Annotated in this window: 23 protein-coding genes; 10 read left to right on the top strand and 13 right to left on the bottom strand. The window is 69.3% G+C overall.

The genetic code is table 11. The features are described from left to right. Positions 1 to 64 precede the first annotated feature (64 nt). A complete protein-coding gene (locus AC1DCT_RS01925; protein ID WP_440731693.1) occupies positions 65 to 214 on the top strand; it encodes a hypothetical protein in 150 nt (49 codons plus the stop codon). Next, complete coding sequence (locus AC1DCT_RS01920; RefSeq protein ID WP_440731692.1) at positions 211 to 1,041, top strand: SURF1 family cytochrome oxidase biogenesis protein; 831 nt, start codon at positions 211 to 213, stop codon at positions 1,039 to 1,041. Before AC1DCT_RS01925 ends, AC1DCT_RS01920 begins: the two co-directional genes overlap by 4 nt. A gap of 57 nt (positions 1,042 to 1,098) precedes the next feature. On the opposite strand, the gene AC1DCT_RS01915 is transcribed toward AC1DCT_RS01920, so the two are convergent. The 4 genes from AC1DCT_RS01915 to AC1DCT_RS01900 form a co-directional block, all read right to left on the bottom strand. After that, a complete protein-coding gene (locus AC1DCT_RS01915; RefSeq protein WP_441975856.1) occupies positions 1,099 to 2,697 on the bottom strand; it encodes an ABC-F family ATP-binding cassette domain-containing protein in 1,599 nt (532 codons plus the stop codon). Positions 2,698 to 2,805: 108 nt separating this feature from the next. Beyond that, complete coding sequence (locus AC1DCT_RS01910) at positions 2,806 to 3,408, bottom strand: energy-coupling factor transporter transmembrane component T family protein (RefSeq protein WP_441975855.1); 603 nt, start codon at positions 3,406 to 3,408, stop codon at positions 2,806 to 2,808. Positions 3,409 to 3,418: 10 nt separating this feature from the next. Further along, on the bottom strand, positions 3,419 to 4,096 hold the full coding sequence (locus tag AC1DCT_RS01905; RefSeq protein ID WP_477229139.1) for an energy-coupling factor ABC transporter ATP-binding protein: 678 nt from the start codon (positions 4,094 to 4,096) through the stop codon (positions 3,419 to 3,421). Beyond that, complete coding sequence (locus AC1DCT_RS01900; RefSeq protein ID WP_477427180.1) at positions 4,086 to 4,655, bottom strand: biotin transporter BioY; 570 nt, start codon at positions 4,653 to 4,655, stop codon at positions 4,086 to 4,088. The genes AC1DCT_RS01905 and AC1DCT_RS01900 overlap by 11 nt, the downstream gene beginning before the upstream one ends. 99 nt (positions 4,656 to 4,754) lie before the next feature. Here AC1DCT_RS01900 and AC1DCT_RS01895 point away from each other — a divergent pair, with 99 nt between their 5' ends. Continuing rightward, on the top strand, positions 4,755 to 5,327 hold the full coding sequence (locus AC1DCT_RS01895; RefSeq protein WP_477427178.1) for a TetR family transcriptional regulator: 573 nt from the start codon (positions 4,755 to 4,757) through the stop codon (positions 5,325 to 5,327). Here the strand turns inward: AC1DCT_RS01895 and AC1DCT_RS01890 are convergent. The 7 genes from AC1DCT_RS01890 to sufB form a co-directional block, all read right to left on the bottom strand. Further along, positions 5,290 to 6,726 carry an MFS transporter gene (locus AC1DCT_RS01890; RefSeq protein ID WP_477427176.1) on the bottom strand — a complete coding sequence of 479 codons (1,437 nt, stop codon included), beginning with the start codon at positions 6,724 to 6,726 and terminating at the stop codon, positions 5,290 to 5,292. The two genes, AC1DCT_RS01895 and AC1DCT_RS01890, sit on opposite strands and share 38 nt — an antisense overlap. Then, positions 6,723 to 7,898 (bottom strand): MalY/PatB family protein, encoded by a 1,176-nt coding sequence (locus AC1DCT_RS01885; protein WP_441975850.1) that lies wholly within the window; start codon positions 7,896 to 7,898, stop codon positions 6,723 to 6,725. The genes AC1DCT_RS01890 and AC1DCT_RS01885 overlap by 4 nt, the downstream gene beginning before the upstream one ends. 77 nt (positions 7,899 to 7,975) lie before the next feature. After that, positions 7,976 to 8,305: a metal-sulfur cluster assembly factor gene (locus AC1DCT_RS01880; protein WP_045252088.1), complete on the bottom strand. Its 330-nt coding sequence runs from the start codon at positions 8,303 to 8,305 to the stop codon at positions 7,976 to 7,978. Positions 8,306 to 8,314: 9 nt separating this feature from the next. Beyond that, on the bottom strand, positions 8,315 to 9,085 hold the full coding sequence (gene sufC / locus AC1DCT_RS01875; protein ID WP_440731684.1) for a Fe-S cluster assembly ATPase SufC: 771 nt from the start codon (positions 9,083 to 9,085) through the stop codon (positions 8,315 to 8,317). Positions 9,086 to 9,131: 46 nt separating this feature from the next. Next, positions 9,132 to 9,467 (bottom strand): non-heme iron oxygenase ferredoxin subunit, encoded by a 336-nt coding sequence (locus AC1DCT_RS01870; protein WP_292721013.1) that lies wholly within the window; start codon positions 9,465 to 9,467, stop codon positions 9,132 to 9,134. Further along, the gene (gene sufD / locus AC1DCT_RS01865; protein WP_441975849.1) at positions 9,464 to 10,666 is read right to left on the bottom strand and encodes a Fe-S cluster assembly protein SufD; all 1,203 of its coding nucleotides are present in this window, start codon (positions 10,664 to 10,666) and stop codon (positions 9,464 to 9,466) included. Before sufD ends, AC1DCT_RS01870 begins: the two co-directional genes overlap by 4 nt. Beyond that, positions 10,667 to 12,085: a Fe-S cluster assembly protein SufB gene (gene sufB, locus AC1DCT_RS01860; protein ID WP_440731682.1), complete on the bottom strand. Its 1,419-nt coding sequence runs from the start codon at positions 12,083 to 12,085 to the stop codon at positions 10,667 to 10,669. 249 nt (positions 12,086 to 12,334) lie between these two features. On the opposite strand from sufB, the gene AC1DCT_RS01855 reads away from it, so the two are divergent. Further along, positions 12,335 to 13,348, top strand: a complete 1,014-nt coding sequence (locus AC1DCT_RS01855; RefSeq protein WP_477427173.1) for a COX15/CtaA family protein — start codon at positions 12,335 to 12,337, stop codon at positions 13,346 to 13,348. Between the two features lie 12 nt (positions 13,349 to 13,360). Here the strand turns inward: AC1DCT_RS01855 and AC1DCT_RS01850 are convergent, their stop codons facing one another. Continuing rightward, entirely contained in the window at positions 13,361 to 14,332 is a 972-nt protein-coding gene (locus tag AC1DCT_RS01850; protein WP_477427172.1) for a hypothetical protein, read from the bottom strand. 271 nt (positions 14,333 to 14,603) lie between these two features. On the opposite strand from AC1DCT_RS01850, the gene AC1DCT_RS01845 reads away from it, so the two are divergent. Next, complete coding sequence (locus tag AC1DCT_RS01845; RefSeq protein WP_441975846.1) at positions 14,604 to 15,086, top strand: dinucleotide-utilizing enzyme; 483 nt, start codon at positions 14,604 to 14,606, stop codon at positions 15,084 to 15,086. On the opposite strand, the gene AC1DCT_RS01840 is transcribed toward AC1DCT_RS01845, so the two are convergent. Next, a complete protein-coding gene (locus AC1DCT_RS01840) occupies positions 15,032 to 15,964 on the bottom strand; it encodes a heme o synthase (protein WP_477229335.1) in 933 nt (310 codons plus the stop codon). The two genes, AC1DCT_RS01845 and AC1DCT_RS01840, sit on opposite strands and share 55 nt — an antisense overlap. Before the next feature lie 238 nt (positions 15,965 to 16,202). Between AC1DCT_RS01840 and tkt the strand changes: the two genes are divergently transcribed. Genes tkt through AC1DCT_RS01815 form a run of 5 tightly spaced genes read left to right on the top strand, consistent with a single transcriptional unit; the run spans position 16,203 to position 23,572 of the window. Next, positions 16,203 to 18,305 (top strand): transketolase, encoded by a 2,103-nt coding sequence (tkt, locus tag AC1DCT_RS01835; RefSeq protein ID WP_477427170.1) that lies wholly within the window; start codon positions 16,203 to 16,205, stop codon positions 18,303 to 18,305. 23 nt (positions 18,306 to 18,328) lie between these two features. Continuing rightward, positions 18,329 to 19,441 (top strand): transaldolase, encoded by a 1,113-nt coding sequence (gene tal / locus AC1DCT_RS01830; protein WP_477427168.1) that lies wholly within the window; start codon positions 18,329 to 18,331, stop codon positions 19,439 to 19,441. Next, positions 19,438 to 21,057: a glucose-6-phosphate isomerase gene (locus AC1DCT_RS01825; RefSeq protein ID WP_477427166.1), complete on the top strand. Its 1,620-nt coding sequence runs from the start codon at positions 19,438 to 19,440 to the stop codon at positions 21,055 to 21,057. Before tal ends, AC1DCT_RS01825 begins: the two co-directional genes overlap by 4 nt. A gap of 35 nt (positions 21,058 to 21,092) precedes the next feature. Continuing rightward, on the top strand, positions 21,093 to 22,640 hold the full coding sequence (zwf, locus tag AC1DCT_RS01820) for a glucose-6-phosphate dehydrogenase (protein WP_233309394.1): 1,548 nt from the start codon (positions 21,093 to 21,095) through the stop codon (positions 22,638 to 22,640). After that, positions 22,637 to 23,572: a glucose-6-phosphate dehydrogenase assembly protein OpcA gene (locus tag AC1DCT_RS01815; RefSeq protein ID WP_440731675.1), complete on the top strand. Its 936-nt coding sequence runs from the start codon at positions 22,637 to 22,639 to the stop codon at positions 23,570 to 23,572. Before zwf ends, AC1DCT_RS01815 begins: the two co-directional genes overlap by 4 nt. The last annotated feature ends 1 nt before the right edge of the window (position 23,573 follow it).

Raw genomic sequence — 23,573 nt, 5'->3', positions numbered from 1 at the left:
CCCCAGGGAACCCGTCCTGAAATGCTCGCGTGCCGGCTGTCGCGCGGCGGCGACGCATCGGATCGTGTGGCGCAACCCGCGAATCCACGGACCCGAGAGGGAGAAGGTGTGGCTCGCGTGCGGCGAGCACCTGAGGTTCCTGTACGACTATCTGCGCGCCCGCGACTTCCCGGCGCGCATCGACACGGCCGTGGGTGAGGGCGAACTCGAATGATGCGCCAGCGCCTGCTCCGCTGGAGCGCGTACCTCGCCGTCGCACTCGTCTTCGCGGTCGTGTGCGCCTATCTGTCGAACTGGCAGTTCTCCCGCAATGACGGCCGTCAGACGCAGCTCGAGCTGGTGCAGCAGAACTACCATGCGAAGCCCGTGCCGCTCGGCGAAATGCTGGCGCCGGGAGAGGCTCTTCCCGAGAAGGCGCAGTGGCACCCGGTCGAGCTGCACGGCCGGTACGAGCCATCGGGACAGCTGCTGGTGCGCAACCGACCGCACGGCGGCACCAGTGCCTTCGAAGTGCTCGTGCCGTTCCGCACCGACGACGGACGCGTGTTCATCGTCAATCGCGGCTGGGTGATCGCCGGGGACGGATCCGACGTGCCGACGTCGATCCCGGCGCCTCCCGCCGGAGAAGCCACGGTGGTCGCACGGCTGCGTCCCGCCGAACCGCTGCCGCCGTCGGGCCGCGGGGCCCCTGAGGGCCAGGTGCCCAGCATCAACCTCGCACTCGTGGCGGACAAGATCGGCGACGGGTCCGCCGTCGACACCGGCGCATACGGAGAACTCGTCAGCGAGTCCCCTGCGCCGGCCACCCGCCCGCACGCCTTCGAAGCACCCTCCGACGACCCCGGTCCGTTCCTCTCCTACGCGATCCAGTGGATCCTGTTCGCGATCATGGGCTTCATCTTCATCGGATACGTGATCCGCACCGAGGTCGTCAAGCACCGCGACGAGGCCGCCGGTCGCGCCCCGCGCGGGCCGCGGCGCCGCCGCGACCGCGACATGGCCGACGAGGACGCCCTGCTGGACGCCGTCGAGCAGCACTGAGGCGCTCGATTCGCACCTCCGCGTCGTCGCCGCTCCGAGAGCGACGGCGGTCGAGCGTCAGGCGAGCTCGATGAGGTCCTGGTACTCCTGCGACCAGATGTCCTCGACACCGTCGGGCAGGATCAGCACCCGCTCCGGGTTGAGCGACTGCACCGCACCGGGGTCGTGGGAGACGAGCACGACGGCGCCCTCGTAGTGCGCGAGCGCACCCAGGATCTCTTCGCGAGAGGCCGGGTCGAGGTTGTTCGTGGGTTCGTCGAGCAGCAGCATGTTCGCCGCCGAGACGACCAGCGTCGCGAGTGACAGACGGGTCTTCTCGCCACCGGAGAGCACGCCCGCCGGCTTGAGCACGTCGTCGCCGGTGAACAGGAACGATCCCAGCACCTTGCGCGCCTCGGTCTCATTGATGTCGGGGGCGGCCGACATCATGTTCTCCAGCACCGAGCGGGAGACGTCGAGGTTCTCATGCTCCTGCGCGTAATAGCCGACCTTGAGGCCGTGCCCGGGTTCGAGCTGACCGGTGTCGGGCTGGTCGACCCCTGCGAGTATGCGCAGCAGCGTCGTCTTGCCGGCGCCGTTGAGACCGAGTACGACGACTTTCGAGCCGCGGTCGATCGCCAGGTCGACATCGGTGAAGATCTCCAGCGAACCGTAGGACTTCGACAGCCCCGAGGCCATGAGCGGGGTCTTGCCGCAGGGCGCCGGCTTCGGGAAGCGCAGCTTGGCGACGCGCTCGACCTGGCGCACCTCGTCGAGCCCCGAAAGCAGCTTCTCCGCACGGGCGACCATCTGATGCGCGGCGGCGGCCTTGCTGGCCTTCGCGCCGAACCGGGCGGCCTGCTGCTGCAGCGAGGTCGCCTTCTTCTCGGCGTTCGCACGCTCCTTCTTGCGGCGCTCCTCATCGGCCACCCGCTGGCGCAGGTAGTTCTTCCAGTTCATGTTGTAGATGTCGATCATCTGACGGTTCGCATCCAGGTAGAACACCCGGTTCACCGTCTCGCCGACGAGCTCCACGTCGTGGCTGATCACGATCAGCCCACCCTTGTAACCCTTCAGGAACTCGCGCAGCCACACCACGCTGTCCGCGTCGAGGTGGTTGGTGGGCTCGTCCAGGATCATGGTCTCGGCATCGGAGAACAGGATCCGGGCAAGCTCGATGCGCCGCCGCTGACCGCCGGAGAGCGTCTTGAGCGGCTGGTCGAGGATCCGGTCCGGCAGCGACAGGTTGTTCGCGATCGACGCGGCCTCCGCCTCGGCGGCGTAGCCACCCAGCGCCTCGAACCGCTCGGTCAGGTTCCCGAATCGCTTCATCGCCTTCTCGGCGACGGCCTGATCCGACGAGCCCATCTGCTCCGAAGCCTCGCGCATGCCGAGCTGCAGGGAGCCGAGGCCGCGTGCATCCAGGATCCGGGTGCGTGCGAGCATCTCCGGATCGCCGGAACGAGGATCCTGCGGCAGGTACCCGAGCTCACCGCTGCGCTCCACCTTGCCGTCGGCGGAGATCAGATCTCCTGCCAGCACCTTCGTGAGCGTGGTCTTGCCGGCGCCGTTGCGGCCGACGAGACCGATCTTGTCGCCGTCGGCGACGCGGAAGGAGACGTTCTCCATGAGGAGACGCGCTCCCACGCGGATCTCGAGATCGTGCACGGCGAGCACAGCAGACGTCCGTTCTTCAGAAGGGGGTGAGCGGCCGGATGGCCAGCCTCCCAGTATAGGACGCGTGGCTGGGCCGGATCTGCGTGCCGGGGACGGGACGAGCGGGCCTCAGTCCAGCCCCCGCGCGGCGAGGGCCTCCCCCACCGCGTCGGCGTGCCGCAGCGTGCGCACGAGCAGGGGAACAGCCATCCGCGGCCCCAGTCGCACTCCGCGGGCTTCCTGCGCTTCGCGGACGCGGCGCACGAAGCCGCCGACGACCGGGACCATCGTGAGAGTCAGCGACAGGACGAGGGCCACGGCCTCGGGGTTGACCCCGAGCGGTCGCAGCGGTCGGAGCAGCCATGCGATGACCGCCATCAGCTCGCTGGTCGATGTGGTGCGGGTGAGCAGTTCGGCCAGCAGCAGGAGCGCAACGAGCCGACCCGTGTTCACGATCGCCGCCGGGATGCCCACGAAGACCACGAGCGTCGCGCCCAGGATGAGCACCAACCAGCGCAGACGCCACCAGGCCTCCCCCAGAGCGCGAGCGCCGAGCCCGCCCAGCAGGAACAGCGCGCTGATCGCCGCCGCCGCACCGCCGACGGCGATGCCGGCGCCCTGCGTCGCCGGGACGAACGAGAAGGAGAACGCACTCAGCGCCAGGAGCGCGAGCTTGACCCCCGCGGGCGTCCGGTGCAGGAAGCCGGATCCGGGACGGTAGAGCGAGATCATCCCAGGGCCCTCAGGCGCAGACCTGCAGGTATGCGGAGATCACGTCGTCCGGCGCGCCCTGCGCGAGCACGCGCCCCTGCTCGATCAGCACGACCTCATCACAGCGCCCGGCGAGGTCGAGGTCATGGGTCACCAGGACGAGAGGCGCCTCCAGCTGCAGCAGCGCATCGCCGATGCGGCGGCTGTTGCGCAGGTCCAGGCGCGTGGTGGGCTCGTCGGCGACGACGAGCTCCGGACGGCCGATCAGCACCGAGGCCAGGGCGAGCAGTTGCTTCTGACCACCGGAGAGCTCCGACGCGGGCGCGTCGCGCAGCGCGCCCAGGCCGCACCAGTCCAGCGCCTCCTCCACGCGCGCGGTGCGCTCATCCGCGGGGAGGCCCCGCAGCGACAGCGCCAGATCCTCCGCGGGCGTCGGCATCAGGATCTGAGCCTCCGGATCCGCGAACACGAAGCCCACCCGGCGTCGCACCTCGCGCGTGTTCCGCGCCGGATCCAGGCCTGCCACGCGCACGGATCCGGTCGTCGCGACGTGAAGCCCGTTCAGCAGCCGGACGAGACTCGACTTGCCGGATCCGTTCGCGCCGATCACGGCGGTCCTTCGCGCCGTCAGCGTCATCGACACGTCGTCGAGGATCGTCCGCCCGTCCAGCTGCAGCGAGACCGCGCTGAGCTCGACGTCAGGCGACACGCGCAGCCGTCCGCAGGAACGCCCGCGGATAAGCCCGCTGCAGCGCGACGCACAGCACGGTGGCGGCGGCCGCCTTGATCAGGTCTCCCGGAAGGAAGACGAGACTCGACAGCGCCGTGGCGCCGAGCGGTACGCCTGTGACGAGCGCCTGTACGGGGATCCCGAACAGGTACACGACTCCGATACCCCCGAGCACGGCGGCCAGACCCGCTCGCCACCACGTGACACGACGCGAACCAAGGACCAGTCCGATCACGACGACGCCCGCGATCCAGCCCAGCAAGTACCCTGCGCTCGGACCGACGAACACCCCCAGGCCGCCTCGGCCGCCCGCCAGCACCGGAAGGCCGATCGCGGCCAGGGCGAGGACGGCGAGCACGGACAACGGCGCCAGACGCGGACCGAGGATCAGGCCGGCGAGCATGACGCCGAGCGTCTGTCCGGTGATCGGCACTCCCCCGGGCAGCGGGAAGATCACGAGCCCCAGTGCGATGATCAGCGCTGCGAAGACGGCGATGCGGGCGGCGTCGGCGCCCCACGGACGGGAGGTCGAGGTCATGGGTTCCCCTTCGGATCTGCATGCGCGCGGCGGATCGGTCACGGCCGGCGCGCTTCCTGAACAGTGTTCACCTGAACGGCGTTCAGTATACTCATCCGCATGACCCCTGCGCGCACCGGACGCCACGATCGCGAGCAGATCATCGGCGTCGCCCTCGAGCTGCTCGACCGCTATGGCCTGCCTGATCTGACCATGCGACGCCTCGCCACGGAGCTCGAGGTGCAGGCGAGTGCCCTCTACTGGCACTTCGACAGCAAGCAGGACCTGCTGTCAGCCGTCTCGGACCGGATCCTCGCGGGCATCCCCGAACCGACCCCCGGTGAGGACCTGCTCGATGCGGCGCACGCCGTACGCGATGCCCTGCTGTCGTACCGCGACGGCGCCGAGGTCGTCATGAGCTCCGCGGCTCTGCGTCCCGGGCCCTCCCGCGCAGAGGACGCGCTCCGCGCGGCGCTGTCGCCGACGCTTCCCGACGCGGGTCTCGCGGCCACGGCCGTCTTGCAGTTCATCCTGGGCCACACCACCCTCGTGCAGCAGCGCATGCACGGCGAGAGCTATGGCGCCGCGAGTTCCACGGGCGCCCTGGACCGCGGTGGCCATGACGCCGCGGTGTTCGACGCGGGGATCACCCTGCTCAGCCGCGGTGCGGATCTGGCCTCGACACCGCGCTGACGGCATCCGCGTCGGTCGCACCGGGTCCGTCCCCGATCCGCAGCCCGGGCAGCACCGCGATCACGATGGCGGCTGCCGACACGGCGAACACCGCAGGGAACCCCGAACCGCCGATCGGCAGGCTCACGAACAGCAGCCCCGCGAGGGCGATCGTCACCGCGGATCCCGTCGAATCCGAGATCGAGAGCGCCGAGGAGTTGAACCCTTCGTCCGCAGGCGTCGAGTAGGCCAGCGTGAGCACGTTCAGACGGGGGTAGAGCAGCCCGATTCCGCCGCCCGCGATCCCCCAGAGCACCACGACCGCCCACGGCATCGACCTCGTGACGGCGAGGGCGACGAGCCCGAGGAGCGACGCCGACAGCAGCGTCAGGCTGATGACGACCATCCGTCGGCTGCCCAGCCTCTCGCCGTACCGTCCCTGCACGGCGGACGCCGCCGACCAGGCGAGGGCGGACGTGGTCAGGGCGAGTCCGGCGATGGTGGGGCTGAAATCGAACCGCTCCATGAGCATCCTGGGCACGTAGGCCTCTGCCGCGAAAAACGCACCGGCGACGAGGCCGCGCATCAGCACGACACTGGGAAGTCCCGGCGCCGCACGCAGCGCCCCGGACGGAAGCAAGGGGCGGATCGCGAGGGCGATGGCGACGATCGCCGCGAGGGCGACGGGCCAGCCGACGGCAGGGGCGGCATCGGAGGCGAACCCGACGGCGACCGCGGCGACCGCGACGACGACGGAGAGCAGGATCCGGACGCCGATCCGCCCTGCGGACGGCGCCGTGTCCGCAGGGGCGGCGTGATCCTGTTGCGTGCGCAGGTCGACGGCGCGGAGCCGGACGATGACGAGCAGGAATGCGATCACGTTCAGCACGGCGACGCCGAGGAAGGTCCAGCGCCAGTGCACGAACTGCGCGACGGCACCGGCGAGGAACGGGCCGATCATCGACGGGACGACCCAGGCGGCCGCGAAGGCGGCGAAGATGCGCCCGTGCAGTGACGGAGGGTAGACCCGCGCCACCACGACGTACAGTGCGACCGTCTGCCCGCCACCGCCGAGTCCTTGGATGAGCCGGCCCAGCACCAGCGTGTACATGTCGGTGGCGGCCCCCGCGATCACCAGCCCCACGATGAACAGCGCGACGGCCGTGTACAGCGGCGCCCTCGGGCCGACCCTGTCACTCCATGCCCCGCTGGCGACCATGCCGATGACGCCGGTCGCCAGCGTCCCGGCGAAGGCCACCGCGTACAGCGCATCACCGTGCAGATCGGCCGCGACCAGCGGCATGACCGTCGTCACCGCCAGCGCCTCGATGGCGCCGAGGAAGATGAGCACGACGGATCCGACGGTGATGCCGAGTCGGTGGCGGTCCCAGATGGTCGCGGCGGGGGCCGGCGTGGTCACCCGCGCACCAGCGCCGCGATCCGGAGCACGGCTTCGGTCAGCACCTCCGGCGAGCAGCCCAGATTGATGCGGACATGCCCGCGTCCTTCCGCGCCGAATGTCGGTCCGCGGTTGAGCGCGACCTTCGCCTCGCGCAGTATCCGGCCGGCGGGGTCGTCGCCCCAGCCGAGGTCGCGGAGGTCGACCCAGGCGAGATAGCCCGCATCCGGGAGGCGGTAGCGTGCACCCGGGATGTGCTCGGCGAGCAGTCGACCGAGCAGTCGCCTGTTCTCATCGAGGGCGACGAGGAGGCCGTCCAGCCAGGCGTCGCTCGCGGGATCCCAGGCGGCTACCGCCGCCATTGCGCCGAAGAGGCCCGTGCGCCACTCCACCTCGGGCGGCAGTCCGCGCACCACAGCGGCGGTCTGCTCGCTCGCGGTGACCATGATCGCGCATTTCAACCCGGCGAGGTTGTATGCCTTGCTCGCACTGGTGACCGCGTAGCCGATCTCCGCCGCGAGCGGTGACGCGGCGAGGAACGGCGTGAAGTCGATTCCCGGCTGCACCAACGGCGCGTGGATCTCGTCGCTCACCACGACGGCCCCGTGTGCCGCGGCGATCTCCGCCAGCCGCGCCAGCACGGCGCGGCTGTGCACCGTGCCGGTGGGGTTGTGCGGGTTGCACAGCAGCACGGCGCGCGCACCGCCGGCGAGGGCGCGTTCGATGCCGTCGACGTCGAGGACCCAGGATCCGTCCGAGTCCAGGAGCGGCACGCGCTCCGCGACGCCGCCGGCTTCCTCGATGCAGTCGAAGAACGGCGGATACACCGGCGGCGCCACGACCACCCGGTCCCCCGGTGCCAGCACCGCGCGCAGGATCTCGACCACGCCCATCATCACGTCGCACGTGGATCTAATGTGCGAGCCCTGCACGCTCCAGCCGAACCGGCGCTGCGCGTACGCGACGAACGCGTCCCGCAGGCCGGGGTCGGGCGGGGTGTATCCGGTGTCGCCCAGCTCGATCGCCTGGTGCAGACGCTCGGTGATCGCTTCGGCCAGGGGGAAGTCCGTCTCCGCCACGAACAGCGGCAGCACGTCGTCCGGATAGGTACGCCATTTGGTGCTGGAGCGGCGACGAAGCTGTTCGAGCGGCAGCGCGCGGAGGGCTGCGGTGCGTGCGGCGGCGAAAGTCACCCTTCGAGACTATCGACGCGGGAACGCCGAAGGGTCTGACGCCGTCATACGGCGTCAGACCCTTCGGTCGAAGCGTGTCAGATCGCGAAGCCGAGCGCACGCATCTGGTCGCGCCCGTCGTCGGTGATCCGCTCGGGGCCCCACGGCGGCATCCACACCCAGTTGATGCGGAAGCGGTCGACGACATCGTCCAGCGCCTGACCGGTCTGCTCCTCGAGCACATCGGTCAGAGGGCACCCGGCGCTCGTGAGCGTCATGTGGATGACGAGGGCGTCATTCTCCTCGTCCCAGGAGAGGTCGTAGATGAGACCGAGGTCGACGACGTTGATCCCGAGCTCCGGGTCCACGACGTCCTTGAGCGCCTCGGTGACCTCGTCGTACTTCTCTCCGGTCAGCGTTGCCGTCATGCCTTCAGCCTACGCTTCGATGGGAGCGGCGGGGTCGAGGAAGCGATCGTAGCCCTCGTCCTCGAGACGGTCGGCGAGCTCCGCACCGCCCTCCTCCACGATCTTGCCCGCGACGACCACGTGCACGTAGTCGGGGCGGATGTAGCGCAGGATGCGGGTGTAGTGCGTGATCAGCAGGACGCCGAGGTCCGTCTGCTCCTTGGCGCGGTTGACGCCCTCGGAGACGATCTTCAGCGCGTCGACGTCGAGGCCGGAGTCGGTCTCGTCGAGCACGGCGATCTTCGGCTTGAGCACCTCGAGCTGGAGGATCTCGTGCCGCTTCTTCTCACCGCCGGAGAAGCCCTCGTTGACGTTGCGCTGCGCGAACTTCGGGTCCATGCGCAGGTTCGCCATGGACGCCTTCACGTCCTTGGTCCACTGGCGGATCGAGGGCGCCTCGCCGTCCAGCGCGGTCTTCGCCGTGCGCAGGAAGTTGGTGACGGTGACACCCGGGATCTCGACCGGGTACTGCATGGCGAGGAAGAGACCCGCGCGAGCGCGCTCGTCGACGCTCATCGCGAGGACGTCCTCACCGTCGAGCGTGATCGAACCGCTCGTGACGGTGTACTTCGGGTGACCCGCGATCGTGTACGCCAGGGTGGACTTGCCGGATCCGTTCGGGCCCATGATGGCGTGGGTCTCGCCCGTGCGCATGGTGAGGGTGATGCCGTTGAGGATCGGCGTGGTGCCCGCCTCGGTCTCGACGGTGACGTGCAGGTCCTTGATCTCCAGGACGGTCATGGATGGTTCCTTCGTATTCGTGAAGCTTCGTGTGCGGATGCCGGGCTCAGAGGCCGCTGACATCCTTCGTGACGGTGGGGTCGATCATGAGGTCGTCTCCGACGATCTCCGTGACGTACACCGGGACCGGCTCGTAGGCCGGAAGGTTCAGCGGCTTGCCCGAGCACAGCGAGAACGCAGAGCCGTGGGCCCAGCACTCCAGCGTGGTGCCCTCAACGAACCCCTCGGACAGTGAGATGTCACCGTGCGTGCAGGTGTCACCGATCGCGTGGATCTGCCCTTCGGAGTCGAGCACGACCGCGATCGGCACCCCGTCGAGCTCGACGCGCAGCGGAGTGTCCTCCTGCAGGTCGCTCACGGCGCAGGCCCGCTGGGCGGTCACGCGTTCACCGCCTGCAGCTCGAGCTCGATCGCGGCGAGCAGCTCCTCTTCGAGGGAGGGCACGCCGAGACGCTGCACGATGTCGCTGAGGAAGCCGAGGACGACGAGGCGGCGCGCCTCCTCCTCGGTGATCCCGCGCGCCTGCAGGTAGAACAGCTGCTCGTCGTCGAAGCGTCCGGTGGCGCTGGCGTGGCCCGCACCCAGGATGTCGCCGGTCTCGATCTCGAGGTTCGGGATCGAGTCGGCGCGTGCGCCCTCGGTGAGCACCAGGTTGCGGTTCGCCTCGTAGGAGTCGGTACCGGTCGCGTCGGGACCGATGAGCACGTCGCCGATCCACACGCTGTGCGCGCCCTGACCCTGCAGCGCGCCCTTGTACAGCACGTCGCCGATCGTGTGCGCGCCCTTGTGGTGCATATAGACCTGGCTCTCCAGGTGCTGACCGGCGTCCGCGTAGGACAGACCGTACAGGCGTGCCTCGGATCCGGCTCCGGCGAGTTCGACGTTCGGGTTGACGCGCACGACACCGCCGCCGAAGCTCACCACGAAGTGCGTGAGCGACGCATCGCGGTCGACGCGGGCCTGGTGCGCCGAGGCGTGGATCGCGTCGTCGGCCCACTCCTGCGCGCTCACGACCGTGAGCCGGGCGCCGTCTCGCACGAGGATCTCGACGTTCTGGGCGAGCTGGGCGGATCCAGTGTGCCGGAGCACGACCGTCGCCGAGCTGTTCGGGCCGGCCTCGATCACGATGTGCTGATCGGCGCGCAGCTCGGCGCCCTGCCCCACCAGCTGCACGAAGATCGGCTCGGCGATCTCCTCGTCGGCGGGGATGGCGATGTGCTGCGCCTCGGTGCCGCCCTGCCAGGCGACTGCGGAGACGACGTCCTCGGGACGGAAGAACTCGCCGCGCGGGGCATCGCCGAAGCCGAGTGCCGTACGGAGGTAGCGGGAAGGCGTCACATCGACCGTGACACCGTCGCTGTCGGAGCTGGTCTGGAACAGCCCGGTCAGCTGCGCGACGGGTGTGTGCTTCCAGTTCACCTCGCGACCGGTGGGCACGCCGAAGTCGGCCGCGTCGAACGAGTGCGGCCGCTCGGAGCGGGTCTGCACCGGCGCGGTGGCTGCGTTCGCGACCTGGGCGGCGGGGTCGATGTGGGCGTGCGTATCCTGCGCCTCAACGGGCGCGGTCGTAGCGGCGGTCATTCAGCCGACCGATCCTTCCATGCCCATCTCGATGAGCTTGTTGAGTTCCATCGCGTACTCCATCGGCAACTCGCGCGCGATCGGCTCGATGAAGCCGCGCACGATCATCGCCATCGCCTCGTCCTCGGGCATGCCGCGGGACTGCAGGTAGAAGAGCTGCTCCTCGCTGACCTTGGAGACCGTGGCCTCATGGCCGAGCTGCACGTCGTCGACGCGGATGTCGATGGCCGGGTAGGTGTCGCTGCGGGACTTCGTGTCCACGAGCAGCGCGTCGCAGCGCACCGTGTTGGCGGAGTGATGCGCGTTCGCATCCACCCTGACCTCGCCGCGGTAGCCGGCGCGGCCGCCGCCACGGGCGATGGACTTCGACACGATCGACGACTGCGTGTACGGCGCCATGTGGATCATCTTCGCGCCGGCGTCCTGATGCTGACCGGGACCGGCGAAGGCGACGGAGAGGGTCTCGCCCTTGGCGTGCTCGCCCATCAGGTAGATCGACGGGTACTTCATCGTCACCTTGGAGCCGATGTTTCCGTCCACCCACTCCATGGTCGCGCCCTCGTGCGCGACGGCGCGCTTGGTGACCAGGTTGTAGACGTTGTTCGACCAGTTCTGGATCGTCGTGTAACGCACACGGGCGTTCTTCTTGACGATGATCTCGACGACCGCGGAGTGCAGCGAGTCGCTCTTGTAGATCGGGGCGGTGCAGCCCTCGATATAGTGCACGTAACTGTCCTCGTCGGCGATGATCAGCGTGCGCTCGAACTGGCCCATGTTCTCGGTGTTGATCCGGAAGTAGGCCTGCAGCGGGATCTCCACGTGCACGCCCTTGGGCACGTACACGAAGGATCCACCGGACCACACCGCGGTGTTCAGCGCCGCGAACTTGTTGTCGCCGGCGGGGATCACGGTGCCGAAATACTCCTCGAAGAACTCGGGGTGCTCGCGCAGCGCGGTGTCCGTGTCCATGAAGATGACGCCCTGCTGCTCCAGATCCTCGCGGATCTGGTGATAGACGACCTCGGATTCGTACTGCGCGGCCACACCGGCCACCAGGCGCTGACGCTCGGCCTCGGGGATGCCGAGGCGCTCATAGGTCTCGCGGATGTCCTCCGGGAGGTCTTCCCAGCTCTGCGCCTGCTTCTCCGTGGAGCGCACGAAGTACTTGATGTTGTCGAAGTCGATCTCGCTGAGGTCGGCACCCCAGGTCGGCATCGGCTTGCGGCCGAAGAGCTGCAGGCCCTTCAGACGCGTCTTCAGCATCCATTCCGGTTCGCTCTTGAGCGCCGAGATGCCTCGCACCACATCCTCGGAAAGGCCGCGTCGCGCGGTCGCGCCGGCCGCATCCGTGTCGTGCCAGCCGAACTCGTACACCCCCAGACCATCCAGCTCCGGGCGGTCGATCAGCACATCCGACATCACACTCTCCTCTTGGGCCGTAACGGTTCATCCGCCCCGGCACACCGTCGCTCCCATCGAGTCTGCAGGGGAACGGGTGCCGCTTCTGGGCCCTCATCATGGACGCAAAGCATTCGCGCCTAAACTGTTGTCGATGGCAGAGCCATGCGCATTCCGCGCTCCTGCGACCATCGCCGACACCTGAGATTCTACAGGTTCCCTCCGACATCCGGGCCGCAGTGCGCCCGCCGGAAGGGTTCCGGAGGAGCCATGCCCGAGATCGTGACACCGCCCGCCCGCCGTACCCGCTCCGGATTCCTGGGCCGAGTCCATGATTGGCTTCCCGATCGGGTCGACCTCCGCGTGCGGATCGCCGCCTGGGTCTCGTTCCTTCTCGAAGTGGCGATCGTCGGCACCGGCGGTGCCGTGCGCCTCACCGATTCCGGCCTCGGCTGCAAATGGCCGCTGTGCACGCCGGACTCGCTGTTCCCGACAGCCGCGCAGAGCTACCACTCCCTGATCGAGTTCGGCAACCGCGGACTCAGCTTCTTCGTCGGTCTCGCCGCCATTGCCGTGATCGTGCTCATCTCCCGCTTCCGCGCGGAACGACGCGATCTCTGGGTCATGTCATGGATCATCTTCGCGGGCGTGCTGGTGCAGGCCGCGGTCGGCGGGATCCTGGTCATCTTCCAGCTGCACCCGAACATGGTCGCGTTCCACTACCTCGTGTCGCTCGTGCTGGTCGCCGTGTCGGCGGCCTTCCTGGTGCGGATGCGGCAGCCGCGCGGGACACGGGTGCGCGCCGTTCCGAAGGGCGTCGCGATCCTCACTCACATCACCTCGTTCGTGCTGGCGTTGACGGTGCTCTTCGGGGTGCTCACCACCGGCGCGGGCCCGCACTCGGGGGACCCCGCGGTGACGTTGCGCAACGGCTTCGACGCGACCCTCCTCGAGCACGTGCACTCCTGGCCGGCGTACGCCCTGTTCGCGCTCACCCTTGCCTTGCTCGTGATCGCCCTGGCGAACTCGCTCTCTGCGATCCGCAACGCGGTGATCGTCCTGCTCGCGATCGAGCTGGTGCAGATCGCCGTCGGCCTCTACCAGGCGCGCAACGCGCTGCCTCCGCTCGCCGTGGGCGTGCACATGGTGCTGGCTGCGATCCTCGTCGCGGCGTGCACGGTCCTCGTGCTGCGGCTGAAGCGCCCCGGGACGAATTGGCCCGCAGCCGCCGGCGCTCCGGACGCGGGCACCGCGGACGCCGGGTCCTCGCGCACTCGCGGCTGACCCCGTCGTCCGTCAGCCGGCACTCCGTTCGGCTCCCGGGCTGCCGTCCTGCGCCCAGGCGACCCCGAGGGCGAACAGTGTCACCACACCGTAACGCTCCATCGCCGCCGCGATCCTGCGCCGCCCGGTGCGCGGCGTGATCCCGAGTGAGCGCGACGCCGCGTCCAGGGTCATCCCCCGTCGCATCCGGTGCAGCAGCTGTCCGTACCCGCCCGGATCCTTCTCGACCGGACTGGCCTGCTGCCAGAGCTCCGCGAAGTAGGCCTTCGCCATCCCGGCGATCACAGGGCTCGCGACGGCGAGCACGCTCTGGGGCGCCGTCTCGCCCCACACCAACGGCACCCCGGTGACATCCAGGTCGTCCACCCAGAACCAACTCGGCGGATCCGGCAGCATGCGGAACTCCACACCGGAGTCCCCGAACGCGCGCACCATGGCGGACAGCTGCTCGTCGAGCGGCATCGCAGGGATGATCGCCTGCACCGAGGAGTATGTCGACATCGCCGCGGCGAACGCCCTGCTGCGCTCGGGACTGCTCGCGCGATACCGGTCGAGGTCGGTGAGCACGGCCCGCACCCGACCACTGGAACCCACCCGGGATGCCTGGACGGCGAACCACAGGTCCTCGGCGGCGTGCGGGCCGTGGGCGCTCTGCAGCGAGAGCCGGTCCTGAGCCACCGCCTCGCCGAAGTTCCAGGACGAGGTGCGACGGGCCACGGCGTCCACGATCGCCGCGAGCTGGTCGCTGCGGGACTGCGCCTGGGCGCGCTCGGACTGCAGCACCCGTTCGATCGCGATCGCCGCGGCGTGCACCGGGGGGTTGAGCAGGATCAGCTCGTCCTGCAACGACAGGCTTCCCGCTTCGGCAAGGCGCTCCAGACTCGCGAGCGCGAGTCCGTGGTCGAGCCCGGAACGCGCGACGACCGCATGCACGTCGAAGGGGCGCTCGCGCAGCAGCAGATCCAGCAGCTCGTCGTCGCTCATGTCATGTCCTCTTGCGGACAGCGCGCGAACCGGTCCTTGCGCCGTCCTGATCAGGTCAGTTGGAATGTGTTCTGGACGCTAGCAGGATGTTCGGGATCAGGGACGGATCCTCACCTGCGTGCTGGGGACGCGGGTCCCGGCGCAGGGACGCCGGGACCTCTCCCCCTGATCCGCACGTGCGTGGTGCAGCGGATCGCGTCGGCGTCGGACGCATACCGGCCTCATAGGCGATGCAGACCGGACGCACGAGTTCGCCCGTGAGGCTGGGTCCATGACACGCGCATTGAATCGCAGCCTCCCGTTCTGGATCCTCGTCGTCGCCTCGATCGGCCTCATCGCCGCAGGGGTTCTCACCGTCCTCGACCATCTCGGCACCATGACCGCCACCCTCAAGGACGGCAGTGCGACCGGGCTCGAGGTGTACGGGGGTCAGTCCTGGATCGTGCTCGGTTCGGCCCTGATCGGGGCGGGTGCGCTGGGCGTGCTGCTCGCCCTCGCGCTCACGGTCCTCTCCACCCTGCTCGGCGCCGCCACGGCGCAGCCCGTCGACAGGGCGCCTCTCGCGTTCGACGACGTCGACCTCGGGCCGGAGCCCGAACTCGACCCCGAGGGGGCGCTCGACGCACCTGTCGCGCCGCACGAGATCGAGCGGGAGCAGCAGATCGAGACCGAAGCCGACGAGGCGACGACCGAGGAGGCTCAGAAGGGCAGCAACGGATCGATCGCGACGGCCACGAAGATCAGCGTCAAGTAGGTGATGGAGGCGTGGAAGACGCGCATCGGCTTGGCCGATGCGCCCTTCACCGCCTGCGCGTACAGCCGGTGCGACTCGTACACGAACCACCCGCCGAACACCAGCGCCGACACGGTGTAGACCAGGCCCATCCCAGCCACCGGGATCAGCAGCAGGGAGCAGGCCAGGGTCGCCCACGCGTACAGGATGACCTGCAGCCCCACCTGCGATGCGGAGCGGGTGACGCCGAGCATGGGCACGTCGACGTCGTCGTAGTCGTCCTTGTATTTCATCGACAGCGGCCAGTAGTGCGCCGGAGTCCACAGGAACACCAGCACGAACAGCACGAAGGCCGGCCAGTCCAGCGATCCGGTGACAGCCGCCCAGCCGATGAGCACGGGGAAGCATCCGGCGATGCCGCCCCAGATGATGTTCTGCTCGGTGCGGCGCTTGAGGATCATCGTGTAGATCACGACGTAGAAGAAGATCGCGGCGGCGGAGAGCACGGCGGCGACCCAGTTCGTGGTCAGCCAGAGCCAGACGGTGGAGGCGACGGCGAGCACCCAGGAGAACACCAGGGCTCCGCGCGGGGAGACCTCGCCGGTCACCAGCGGGCGCTTCTCCGTGCGGTGCATGTGCGCATCGATGTCGCGATCGATGTACATGTTGAAGGATGCGGCGGATCCGGCGCTCAGGGATCCGCCGATCACCGTGGCCGCGACCAGCCACAGGTTCGGCAGGCCGTGCTGCGCGAGGAACATCACCGGCACGGTGGAGACGAGCAGGAGCTCGAGCACACGGGGCTTGGTCAGCTCGACGTAGGCCTTGATGGTCCGCTTCAGAGAGCGCTCGGCGGCGACGGACTCGATGGTGGTCGCGATGCTGACCGCCTCCTTCATGCGCACACAGGAACTCATTCATCCTACGCCACGGTGCGGGTCCGGCCCGCCCCTCCTTCCCGCCCCGAGCACCGCTGCGAGGCGCGTCGCGCAACAATGTGTCGTGACCGGGCACACGGCGATGCGTCCGCACTATGCTGAAAACACTCGCGCGCCCGTCAACGTGCCAGCCCTTCCGTGATGTCGCGGGTGGCGCGCAGACAGCGGGCGCACACACTGTCTTCGAAAGGGCTCTGGAGTGTCGGAACTGCTGTGGGAAGAGATCGATCGGCGCGCGGTGGACACCGCTCGGGTTCTGGCGGCGGATGCCGTGCAGAAGGTCGGGAACGGTCATCCGGGTACGGCCATGAGCCTGGCCCCCGTGGCCTATCTGCTCTACCAGCGCGTCCTGCGCCACGACCCCGCCGACACCCACTGGATCGGGCGCGACCGGTTCGTCCTGTCCGTGGGGCACTCCTCCCTCACGCAGTACATCCAGCTCTACCTGGGCGGATTCGGCCTCGAGCTGACCGACCTCGAGGCGCTCCGCACCTGGGGCTCGCTGACCCCGGGCCACCCGGAGTACGGCCACACCAAGGGCGTGGAGATCACGACGGGACCGCTCGGCCAGGGCCTCGCCTCGGCGGTGGGCTTCGCCTACGCCGCCCGCTACGAGCGCGGCCTGTTCGACCCTGAGGCCGCCGCCGGCACGAGCCCCTTCGACCACTACGTCTACGTGATCGCCGGAGACGGCGATCTGCAGGAAGGCGTGACGAGCGAGGCCTCCTCGCTCGCGGGCCACCAGCAGCTCGGCAACCTCATCGCCATCTACGACTCCAACCGCATCTCGATCGAGGGCGACACCAACGTGGCCTTCACCGAGGGCGTGCGCGAGCGCTACGAGTCGTACGGCTGGCAGGTGCAGCACGTGGACTGGGTGCGCACCGGCACCTACGTCGAGGACGTGAAGGAGCTCTTCGACGCGATCGAGCAGGCCAAGGCGGAGACCTCCAAGCCGTCTCTGATCATCCTGAACACGATCATCGGCTGGCCGGCGCCCAACAAGAAGGGCACCGAGTCCGTGCACGGCAACGCCCTCGGCGCGGACGAGGTCGCCGAGACCAAGGTCGTGCTGGGCTTCGATCCGGAGAAGTCGTTCGTCGTCGAGGACGCGGTGATCGAGCACACCCGTGAGCTCGGCGCCCGCGCCGCCTCCGAGCGCGCCGCGTGGCAGCAGGACTTCGATGCCTGGGCCGCGGCGAACCCGGAGCGCAAGGCGCTCCTGGACCGGCTCGAGGCACACAAGCTGCCCGAGGGCATCGAGGACGCGCTGCCCGTGTTCGAGGCGGGCACCGAACTCGCGACGCGCGCGGCGTCCGGCAAGGTCATCAACGCCCTCGCCCCCGAGCTCCCCGAGCTGTGGGGCGGATCCGCCGACCTGGCCGGATCCAACAACACGACGATCGCAGGCGCCAAGTCCTTCATCCCCGCGACCTGGTCGACCCACGACTGGGACGGCAGCCCCTATGGTCGCGTGCTGCACTTCGGCATCCGCGAGCACGCCATGGGCTCGATCCTGAACGGTATCGTGCTGCACGGCCCGACCCGGCCGTTCGGCGGCACGTTCCTCATCTTCAGCGACTACATGCGCCCCGCGGTGCGCCTGGCCGCGCTCATGAACGTGCCGAGCGTGTTCGTGTGGACGCACGACTCGGTCGCACTCGGCGAGGACGGCCCCACGCATCAGCCGATCGAACAGCTCGCCTCGCTGCGCGCGATCCCCAACCTGACCGTGGTGCGCCCGGCCGACGGCAATGAGACCGCCGCCGCCTGGCTGGAGATCCTGCGCCGCCACGGCGGCCCCACCGGCATCGCGCTGACCCGGCAGAACGTACCGAACTTCGCGCGCGGCACGGGCGAGGCATCGGGTGACACCTTCGCCGCGGCGTCGAACACGGTCAGAGGCGCATACGTCCTGGCCGAGGCTCCGAACGGCACGCCGGACGTCATCCTCATCGCGACCGGATCCGAGGTGCAGCTGGCCGTCGCCGCCCGCGAGGCTCTGGCCGCCGAGGGCGTCAACGCCCGCGTGGTGTCCGCCCCGTCCCTGGAGTGGTTCGCCGAGCAGGACGAGGCCTACCGCGAGGCGGTGCTGCCGTCGGGCGTCAAGGCTCGCGTCTCGGTCGAAGCCGGATCCACCCTCAGCTGGCACGGCATCGTCGGCTCGACCGGCCGCTCGGTTGGAATCGACCACTTCGGGGCCTCCGCCGACTACAAGACCCTGTTCCAGAAGTTCGGCATCACCACGGAGGCCGTCATCGCGGCCGCCCACGAGACCATCGCCGCTTCCGCGGCCGCTTGAGCAATACGTAAGAGGAGATCCGCATGACCACCCCCACCGCAGCCCTCTCCGCCGCAGGCGTCAGCATCTGGCTCGACGATCTGTCCCGCAGCCGCATCACGTCCGGCAACCTCGCCGAGCTCATCGCCACGCGCAACGTCGTGGGTGTGACCACCAACCCGACGATCTTCGCGAACGCGATCACCAACCCCGACGACACCTCGTACGACAGTCAGGTCGCGCAGCTCGCCGCCTCCGGTGCAAGCGCCGAAGAGGCGATCTTCGAGGCGACCACGCAGGACGTCCGCGACGCCCTCGACGTGTTCCGCCCGGTGTGGGAGGAGACCGGGCACATCGACGGCCGCGTGTCGATCGAGGTCTCCCCCGACCTCGCGCACGACACCGAAGGCACCATCGCTCAGGCCAAGGAGCTCTGGGCCAAGGTCGATCGCCCGAACCTGCTCGTGAAGATCCCCGCGACGAAGGCCGGGCTGCCCGCGATCACGGCGGCGATCGCCGCCGGCATCAGCGTCAACGTGACGCTGATCTTCAGCCTGGAGCGCTACGCCGAGGTGATCGACGCCTACCTCGCGGGCCTCGAGCAGGCGAAGGCCGCCGACATCGACCTCTCGACGATCCAGTCGGTCGCGTCGTTCTTCGTGTCGCGCGTCGACACCGAGACCGACAAGCGCCTCACTGCGATCGGCACGGACGAGGCCATCGCGCTCAAGAGCAAGGCTGGTCTCGCGAACGCTCGCCTCGCGTACGAGCTGTACGAGCAGACCTTCGCGGGCGACCGCGCCGCGGCCCTGCTCGCCGCCGGTGCGAATCGCCAGCGACCGCTCTGGGCCTCCACAGGTGTGAAGGACCCGGCGCTGCCCGACACCTTGTACGTCACCGAGCTCGTCGCAGCCGACGTCGTCAACACGATGCCGGAGAAGACGCTCGAGGCGACCTTCGACCACGGCGTCGTCTCCGGCGACACCGTCACCGGTACCTACGACGAGTCCCGCGCGGTGTTCGCCGGTCTCGCCGCGGTCGGCGTCGACTTCGACGACGTGACCCAGGTGCTCGAGGACGAGGGCGTCGCGAAGTTCATCGACTCCTGGCACGAGCTGCTCGGCCAGGTCCGCGAAGGACTGGAAGCCCAGCGGTGAGCTTCGAGATCCACACGTCCGGGGCGCCGAAGGCGGCGATCGACGAGGTCGTCCCGCGCCTGGTGGGCGAGCTGATCGCCTCCCGGATCACCAACGGCGATCCGACCGTGTGGGGCGAAGCCGCCGAGGCCGAGGCGAGCATCCGCCTCGGCTGGGTCGACGCCGTGAGCGTCTCGCGCCCCCTGGTGCCGGAGATCCTGGCACTCCGAGCCGACCTCGCGGCGAAGGGCATCACCCGGGTCGTGCTGGCGGGGATGGGCGGATCCTCACTCGCTCCCGAGGTCATCTCGCAGACCGCCGGCATCGACATCACGATCCTCGACTCGACTTCGCCCGGGCAGGTGCTCGCGGCGATCGACGCAGGACTCTCCGACACGGTGCTCGTGGTGTCGTCCAAGTCCGGCTCCACGGTCGAGACCGACTCGCAGCGCCGCACGTTCGAGGCGGCATTCAGCGATGTCGGCATCGACCCCGTCGAGCGCATCGTCGTCGTCACCGATCCCGGCTCGCCTCTCGACGAGTCGGCGCGCGCCGCCGGCTACCGGGTGTTCAACGCCGATCCGAACGTCGGCGGCCGGTACTCCGCCCTCACCGCATTCGGGCTGGTGCCGTCGGGTCTCGCCGGCGTGGACATCACCGAGCTGCTCGACGAGGCCGAAGCCACGCTGCTGCAGGTCGCGATCGACTCCGCCGAGAATCCGGCGCTGCTGCTCGGCGCGGCGATCGCCGCGAGCGCACAGGCCCCGGGCGGGCCGCGCCGCGACAAGCTGGGTCTGATCACCGACGGCACCCACATCGTGGGTCTGCCCGATTGGATCGAGCAGCTCGTCGCCGAGTCGACGGGCAAGGAGGGCACGGGAATCCTTCCTGTGGTCCTGCTCCCCGTCTCCCCCGAGGTGGAGAACCGGCCGGTTGACCTGCAGCTGGTGCGCCTCGTCGACGATGCCGACGAGTTCCACCTCCGCGAACGCCACCCCGGCGAGATCCTCGTCAGCGGCACGCTCGGCGCGCAGTTCGTGGTCTGGGAGCACGCCACCGCTGTCGCGGGCTACCTGCTCGGAATCAACCCGTTCGACCAGCCCGACGTGGAGTCGGCGAAGGTCGCCACCCGTGGGCTGCTGGACGCGCGCCCGGAGCCGTCGCCCGCAGCCTTCGTGCAGGACGGCGTCGAGGTGCGCGCGTCCGACGCCTCTCTGCTCACGTCCGGCACGATCGCCGGGGTGCTCGACGCTCTGTGGCAGACGCTGCCGACGGATGGCTACGTGTCCATCCAGGCCTACGTGAACCGCCTCGAGATGCCGCAGCTGCAGGGCCTGCGCGAACTTGTGGCCGCGGACTCGGCACGTCCGACCACCTTCGGCTGGGGCCCGCGGTTCCTGCATTCGACGGGTCAGTATCACAAGGGCGGTCCTGCCCAGGGCGTGTTCCTGCAGATCCTGGAGCGTACGGACCTGGATCTGGAGATCCCGGATCGTCCATTCACGTTCGGCCAGCTCATCGAGGCACAGGCCGCGGGCGACGCCGGTGTGCTCGCCGCGCACGGCCGCCCCGTCGTGACCCTGACGATCACCGAACCCCAGGACGATGTGCTCGACCTCTTCGAGGCCGCGCAGTAGGCATTCCACAGAGCACTCAGGAGAATCCCCCACTGATGACTGTTCCCGTCTCCCGCGGCCGCAACCCGCTGCGCGATCCCGACGACCGCCGGCTGAGCCGGATCGCGGGGCCCAGCGCTCTGGTGATCTTCGGCGTCACCGGCGATCTGTCGCGCAAGAAGCTGATGCCCGCCGTCTACGACCTCGCCAACCGCGGCCTCCTGCCCCCCGGGTTCGCCCTGGTCGGCTTCGCCCGCCGCGACTGGGAGGACCAGGACTTCGCCCAGGTCGTCTACGACGCCGTCAAGGAGCATGCGCGCACCCCGTTCCGCGAGGAGACGTGGGCGCAGCTGCTGCAGGGCATCCGGTTCGTCTCGGGCGAGTTCGGCGACCCGGACGCGTTCCGACGCCTGCGCGAGACGGTCGAGAAGCTCGACGTCGAACGCGGCACCATGGGCAACCATGCCTACTACCTGTCGATCCCGCCGAACCAGTTCCCGCTCGTGGCGCAGCAGCTGCGCGACTCGGGGCTCGTCGAGGGCCACGAGGACGCCGACCACTGGCGCCGGGTGGTGATCGAGAAGCCGTTCGGGCACGACTTGGCCTCGGCCCGTGCGCTGAACGACGCGCTCGAGGGCACCTTCCCGGCCGACTCGATCTTCCGCATCGATCACTACCTGGGCAAGGAGACGGTGCAGAACATCCTGGCGCTGCGCTTCGCGAACGAGCTGTACGAGCCGATCTGGAACCGCAACTACGTCGACCACGTGCAGATCACGATGGCCGAGGACATCGGCGTCGGCGGCCGTGCCGGCTACTACGACGGCATCGGCGCTGCCCGCGACGTCATCCAGAACCACCTTCTGCAGCTGCTGGCCCTCACCGCCATGGAGGAGCCGATCAGCCTGTCCGCAGAGCACCTGCGCGCCGAGAAGGAGAAGGTGCTGGCGGCGGTGTCGCTGCCCGACGACCTTTCTCTCGCGACGGCTCGCGGCCAGTATGCGGGCGGCTGGCAGGGTGGTGAGCAGGTCACCGGGTTCCTCGACGAGGACGGCATGGATCCGGAATCCGCCACCGAGACCTACGCCGCGGTGAAGCTCGAGATCAACACCCGGCGCTGGGCGGAGGTGCCCTTCTACCTGCGCACCGGCAAGCGTCTGGGCCGCCGCGTCACCGAGATCGCGGTCGTCTTCAAGCGCGCCCCGGAGCACCTCTTCGGCAGTGGACAGACCTCCGAGCTCGGCCAGAACGCGCTGGTCATCCGTGTGCAGCCGGACGAGGGCGTCACCCTCCGCTTCGGTTCGAAGGTCCCGGGCAGCGGCAGCAATGTCCGCGACGTGACGATGGACTTCGGCTACGGACACGCCTTCACCGAGGCCAGCCCCGAGGCGTACGAGCGGCTCATCCTGGACGTGCTGCTCGGCGACCCGCCGCTGTTCCCGCGCCATGAGGAGGTCGAGCTCAGCTGGAAGATCCTCGACCCCGTGGAGCAGTACTGGGCCGCCGAGGGCGGTCCCGTGGAGCAGTACGCTCCCGGATCCTGGGGACCGGCATCCGCCGACGCCCTGCTCGCCCGCGACGGACGTGTCTGGAGGCGCCCGTGATCATCGATCTGCCCGACACCACTACCAGCCAGGTCGCGAAGAACCTGGTCAAGGCCCGCGAGGAGGGCGGCGTCGTCGCCCTCGGCCGCGTGCTCACGCTCATCATCGCCGCGACCGACGATGTCGCCGAGTCCGCCATCGACGCCGCGAACGACGCATCCCGCGAGCACCCGATGCGGGTGATCGTGCTGACCACGAGCGACGGAGATTCCCACCTCGATGCGCAGATCCGCGTCGGCGGCGACGCCGGTGCGAGCGAGGTCGTCGTGCTGCACGCCTTCGGCGACGCCGCGAGCAACGAGGAGAGCCTCGTCACGGGTCTGCTGCTGCCCGACGCCCCCGTGGTGGTGTGGTGGCCGCGCGAGGCTCCGGAAGCACCTGCGGCCTCTCCCCTGGGCCGCATCGCGCAGCGCCGCATCACCGATGCCGCTACCGCGCAGGACGTGCGCGCTCAGCTCGAAGTTCTCGGCCGTACGCACGTGCCTGGGGACACCGACCTGGCCTGGACCCGACTCACGCACTGGCGCGAGCAGCTCGCGGCGGTGCTGGATCAGCCGCCGTACGAAGACGTCACGGCCATCGAGGTACGCGGGTCCGCCGCCTCGCCGTCCACGGCGCTTCTGGCCGGCTGGCTGCGCCTCGCTCTCGATGTGCCGGTGCGCTGGGCGTATGAGAGCCCTGAGGTGTGGCACGAGGGCATCAAGTCGGTGCGCCTGACCCGTGCGAACGGCGACATCCTGCTGGAGCGCCCTGTACCGGGATCCGCCGTGCTCACCCAGCCCGGGCAGCCCGACCACGAGCTGCACCTGCCGCGGCGCACGCTGCGCGAGTGCCTTGCCGAGGAGCTGCGCCGCCTCGACCCCGACGTGCTCTACGGCCGCGTGATCACCGAGGGTTGGGAGCTGCTCGAGGCCCCGGAGCCGGTGGCCTGAC

It is taken from the genome of Microbacterium sp. 10L49, assembly GCF_056395125.1.
This window is presented reverse-complemented; position numbering and strand designations above follow the sequence as displayed.

What these genes read in the sequence shown, in the direction of transcription:
- AC1DCT_RS01920 (WP_440731692.1), top strand. Translation starts at nt 211, where the DNA reads ATGATGCGCCAGCGCCTGCTCCGCTGGAGCGCGTACCTCGCCGTCGCA.
- AC1DCT_RS01910 (WP_441975855.1), bottom strand. Translation starts at nt 3,408, where the DNA reads ATGATCTCGCTCTACCGTCCCGGATCCGGCTTCCTGCACCGGACGCCC.
- AC1DCT_RS01900 (WP_477427180.1), bottom strand. Translation starts at nt 4,655, where the DNA reads ATGACCTCGACCTCCCGTCCGTGGGGCGCCGACGCCGCCCGCATCGCC.
- AC1DCT_RS01895 (WP_477427178.1), top strand. Translation starts at nt 4,755, where the DNA reads ATGACCCCTGCGCGCACCGGACGCCACGATCGCGAGCAGATCATCGGC.
- AC1DCT_RS01880 (WP_045252088.1), bottom strand. Translation starts at nt 8,305, where the DNA reads ATGACGGCAACGCTGACCGGAGAGAAGTACGACGAGGTCACCGAGGCG.
- sufC (WP_440731684.1), bottom strand. Translation starts at nt 9,085, where the DNA reads ATGACCGTCCTGGAGATCAAGGACCTGCACGTCACCGTCGAGACCGAG.
- sufD (WP_441975849.1), bottom strand. Translation starts at nt 10,666, where the DNA reads ATGACCGCCGCTACGACCGCGCCCGTTGAGGCGCAGGATACGCACGCC.
- sufB (WP_440731682.1), bottom strand. Translation starts at nt 12,085, where the DNA reads ATGTCGGATGTGCTGATCGACCGCCCGGAGCTGGATGGTCTGGGGGTG.
- AC1DCT_RS01855 (WP_477427173.1), top strand. Translation starts at nt 12,335, where the DNA reads ATGCCCGAGATCGTGACACCGCCCGCCCGCCGTACCCGCTCCGGATTC.
- AC1DCT_RS01850 (WP_477427172.1), bottom strand. Translation starts at nt 14,332, where the DNA reads ATGAGCGACGACGAGCTGCTGGATCTGCTGCTGCGCGAGCGCCCCTTC.
- AC1DCT_RS01845 (WP_441975846.1), top strand. Translation starts at nt 14,604, where the DNA reads ATGACACGCGCATTGAATCGCAGCCTCCCGTTCTGGATCCTCGTCGTC.
- AC1DCT_RS01840 (WP_477229335.1), bottom strand. Translation starts at nt 15,964, where the DNA reads ATGAAGGAGGCGGTCAGCATCGCGACCACCATCGAGTCCGTCGCCGCC.
- tal (WP_477427168.1), top strand. Translation starts at nt 18,329, where the DNA reads ATGACCACCCCCACCGCAGCCCTCTCCGCCGCAGGCGTCAGCATCTGG.
- zwf (WP_233309394.1), top strand. Translation starts at nt 21,093, where the DNA reads ATGACTGTTCCCGTCTCCCGCGGCCGCAACCCGCTGCGCGATCCCGAC.